General features: G+C 65.3%; 5 protein-coding genes and 1 tRNA gene. 1 reads left to right on the forward strand and 5 read right to left on the reverse strand.

Going from position 1 to position 3,419, the window contains the following annotated elements:
• Positions 1-153: 153 nt before the first annotated feature.
• The 4 genes from WAN02_RS20475 to WAN02_RS20490 form a co-directional block, all read right to left on the reverse strand.
• A tRNA-Arg gene (locus WAN02_RS20475) sits at positions 154-226 on the reverse strand.
• Between the two features lie 51 nt (positions 227-277).
• Complete coding sequence (locus WAN02_RS20480; protein ID WP_422266054.1) at positions 278-766, reverse strand: hypothetical protein; 489 nt, start codon at positions 764-766, stop codon at positions 278-280.
• Positions 767-816: 50 nt separating this feature from the next.
• Entirely contained in the window at positions 817-1,635 is an 819-nt protein-coding gene (locus tag WAN02_RS20485; RefSeq protein ID WP_422266055.1) for an LLM class F420-dependent oxidoreductase, read from the reverse strand.
• A 21-nt stretch (positions 1,636-1,656) separates the two neighbouring features.
• Entirely contained in the window at positions 1,657-2,733 is a 1,077-nt protein-coding gene (locus tag WAN02_RS20490; protein WP_422266056.1) for a poly-gamma-glutamate hydrolase family protein, read from the reverse strand.
• 168 nt (positions 2,734-2,901) lie between these two features.
• Between WAN02_RS20490 and WAN02_RS20495 the strand changes: the two genes are divergently transcribed.
• Positions 2,902-3,123 carry a hypothetical protein gene (locus tag WAN02_RS20495; RefSeq protein ID WP_422266057.1) on the forward strand — a complete coding sequence of 74 codons (222 nt, stop codon included), beginning with the start codon at positions 2,902-2,904 and terminating at the stop codon, positions 3,121-3,123.
• Here WAN02_RS20495 and WAN02_RS20500 read toward each other — a convergent pair.
• On the reverse strand, positions 3,107-3,419 hold a 313-nt coding region (locus tag WAN02_RS20500; protein WP_422266058.1), incomplete at its 5' end, for a divalent metal cation transporter. The two genes, WAN02_RS20495 and WAN02_RS20500, sit on opposite strands and share 17 nt — an antisense overlap.

Genomic DNA, 3,419 nt, shown 5'->3' on the forward strand with positions numbered 1-3,419 from the left:
GTGCTGGGAGTGTCCGCGTAATCAGGCAACCAGCGCGGCCCGTCATGCGGGGCTCACCGTGGTGCGGTTACCGTGGTGCCGTCTAGGTGCCCGTTGTTTCACGTGTATTGCACGGTCTTACGTCTGCCCTGTTCAAACCGTGCCCGCACAACGTGCCCCCGGCAGGATTCGAACCTGCGACACCGGCTTTAGGAGAGCCGTGCTCTATCCCCTGAGCTACGGGGGCTCAAGTCATCGTTAAACCTAGCCGCTCACCGGCGTCAGGCGAGTGCGGGTCTTAAATCCAGACCAGCAGACGTGGGCTGCCCGGCGTTTCCCGCGGAAAGGCAATCGGCGCGTCGATGCCGTCGAGCGTGAGGTGCACTGCCTCGGTGTCAGCAGAGACCGCGACGATTGTGCCGATCGCGTACTGCTGTTCGTCATTCCACTTCACCGTGGCGTACTGCCCAAGGTGTTGCACCGCAAGGTCTTCGGGCGCGACCACGGTCGGCTGGGGCGGCAGCGCCGATACCCCGGCATCTAGCTCGTTGTCGGCCGGCGCGGGCCCGGAGTCCTCGGCCCAGGCGTTCTCGTCGCCGAAATATTCGCCGTCGTCGCCGGCCTGCTTGAGCCTTCCCAGCGCCGACTTCGCGTCCGAGCCATCTTCCTCGACCCACAGTCGCCAGCCCGGCGGTGGCGGCGGCCAGGCTGGATCCGGCGACCAGTCGGCGTGCGGCGCCCACCCTTTGGGTGGCTTTGGCCAGTTCGGGGGCGGGTTGTAGCGCATCAACCCACCTTACGGAAAATCGTTAGGTAGTTGCTGTGTGATTTCTGCGGTCAGCGCAACTCGGGAATCACCTTGGCGATGGTGTCGACGTGGTTTTCCTGGAAGGTGAAGGACGTCAGCCCGTATTTGTCGCGGTAGCCGCGCAAAGTGTCGGCGATCTCGCGGGGCGACCCGCTGAGCACCGACGGCAGCGCCAGCAACTCTTCGTCCGACAGGTCCACGAATCTGCGGGTGAGTGCCAGGTCGGGTTTCCCGGAGTTGTCCGACGGCACGGCGGTGATCGCGAGGTTCAACTCGAGGTCGGCGAACCGGTCGCCGGCGGCATTCCGGACGAATTCGATGCGATCGGCGAGCGGGTCGGCGGCGTCACCGGCGCTGGCGCCGGTCAACCCGATGATGTCGGCGTGCTGGGCGGCGATGGTGAGCAATCGATTTCCGTTGCCGGCGATCAGGATTGGCACCTTGGGGAGGTGCTTCTTCATGTAGGTGGTGACGTGCTCGAGATGGTCGACACGCTGGCCGGCGGTCGGGTACGGCAGCTCGGCAGCCTCGAATTCCTCGCGCACGTACCCGGCGCCGAGGCCGAGGTCGAGGCGTCCGTCGCTGAGCTGGTCGACCTCGCCGGCGTCACGAGCCAACAGAGCGGGCTTGTAGAAGCCGGCGTTGAGCACATAGGTGCCCAGCCGCACGGTGGAGGTCGCGGATGCGATCGCGGTCAGCACCGGAAACGGTGCCGGCGCACCGAGGTGATCGGGCAGATGCAGGGCGTCGAAGCCGAGGTCCTCATAGCGCTTTGCCTTGTCCTGCAATTTCGTTCGCGACTTGGCTGAGTGAATGCCCATTGAAAAGCGAAAGGCCCGTTCGGCCATCGGCCACCTCCGATTGTTTAGTTATCTGGACGGTAATTTCCAACAGCGGGCTGCGGCCGCCAGGCCCTGCACCAGATCAGCGGTCACCGGCGACAGACCGTCGTCGCCGGGCAGCGGACTGCGGGGGCTGATCCCCCTGACCCGGATCGGCAGTTCCAATTGTGTTCCGCCATAACGTGCCTGGTTGACGGGATTCTGCGGGTGCAGGCCACGCAGCTCGGGGGGAATCTCGTCGAGGTCGGTGACGATGTGATAGCCGGGCAGTTCGAGGTGGTCAGCCAGGTGGGTGGCAAGCGCGCGATTTCCACCTCCGGCCAACAACTGCGTAGCCCGGCCGATCCGGCCGTAGCCGTGCAACGACACCGCGATGTCCACGTGGTCGAGGAACTCTGCCAGGCGGGCTGACTCGTCGCGGAGAAATCGCGCCGACGACAGGTGGTGTGGATAGCGATCGGGATGCCGGATCAGATACACCGACGCGCCCGCCGCGTCAGCGGCGCGCTCGGCGATCACGTCGGTCATCTGTTCCAGACCACCACCGTGAATCGCCAGGAAACCGAAGCGCGACCGCAACCGGCTGGCCTCGGATACCCCAGGGTCGGCAAGCAGCTCGGAAAGCGACTGTGGCGCAGGTGTTGTCGGCCGTGACCGCGGGCGGGGCCACCGGGCGGGATCCCATCGGCGTAGGAAGTCGATCCAGTGTTGGGGCAAACCGTGATGCCGCGCTCCGTCGATGATGCGTTCCAGGTAGCCAGGTCGTGGCGGGCCCAGGTTCACCCGGTGGTCGATGTAAACCCAGGCGTCTGACGGGCCGTCTTCGGTCTGCACCGTCTTCTGGTCGCGCTGGTAGCGCACCGGCACACCTTCGGCGCTGTCCAGGGCGGCCAGATCGTGGTCGGACAGCTGCCAGACGACTCCGTGCACCTGCGTGCCGGGCAACGGCTCGACGGTGGCCACCCCGCGTTGATTGATCAGCCAGTCGTGGTCGGCGAGCACGGCGCGCCGCGGATTGGCGGCGTCCGGACAACGCTGCGCCATTTGCCGCACGCACAGGTTCGACCCGTACGCGAAGTAGAAATGACGGCTGCGCTGCGTCACGATCTCGATGTTAGCCGAGCGAATTATTTGCTCGGCCGCGGACGGTTTGCGAGCGGGCGGTGCATGTTCGGTCAAGTCCGCTAACGAGTTCTGAGCCGGTCGTGACCGCGAGGTTAATTCCGTGCGTCGCGCTGTTGGGCGTCGCGGTCGGAGTGACAGGATTGCCCGATGAGCGGCGCGTACGGGGGCGGCACCCGGGACCGGGACACGATTGAGCGTGAATTGCGGGTGCTGGCCAGCGTTCGCAATGCCTACCGCGAGCGCGGTGGGGCGATGCCGTCGATCGATCAGATGGACGCCCTGCTGGACGAGCTCATCGAACTGACCGGCCGGGGAAAACACCGGTTGGAAAGAGGGGATTCCGACGCCAGGCCTAGCCTTTGGCGCTGAGCGTGAGGCAGATCAGCACCACGTTGAGCAGACTGATCAGCACGCCGATGAGCCAGCCGATGGCGGTGGTGACGCGGTGATTGGCGTCGACTCCCATGAGTGCGCGACTACCGGTCAGTCGCACCAGCGGAAGCAGCGCGAACGGAATGCCGAAGGACAAGACGACCTGCGACAGGACTAATGTGCGGGTCGGATTAAAACCCAGCGCAAGGATCAACAGTGCGGGCGCCAGCGTCGCCAGTCGGCGTACCACCATCGGTATCGAGCGGTGCAGCAATCCCTGCATGATCATCGCT

Source organism: Mycobacterium sp., from assembly GCF_049281135.1.
Taxonomy (GTDB): domain Bacteria; phylum Actinomycetota; class Actinomycetes; order Mycobacteriales; family Mycobacteriaceae; genus Mycobacterium.

Bases quoted from the DNA above. Each gene is read 5' to 3' on its own strand.
- WAN02_RS20495 (WP_422266057.1), top strand. From the start codon at position 2,902: ATGAGCGGCGCGTACGGGGGCGGCACCCGGGACCGGGACACGATTGAG.
- WAN02_RS20480 (WP_422266054.1), bottom strand. From the start codon at position 766: ATGCGCTACAACCCGCCCCCGAACTGGCCAAAGCCACCCAAAGGGTGG.
- WAN02_RS20485 (WP_422266055.1), bottom strand. From the start codon at position 1,635: ATGGCCGAACGGGCCTTTCGCTTTTCAATGGGCATTCACTCAGCCAAG.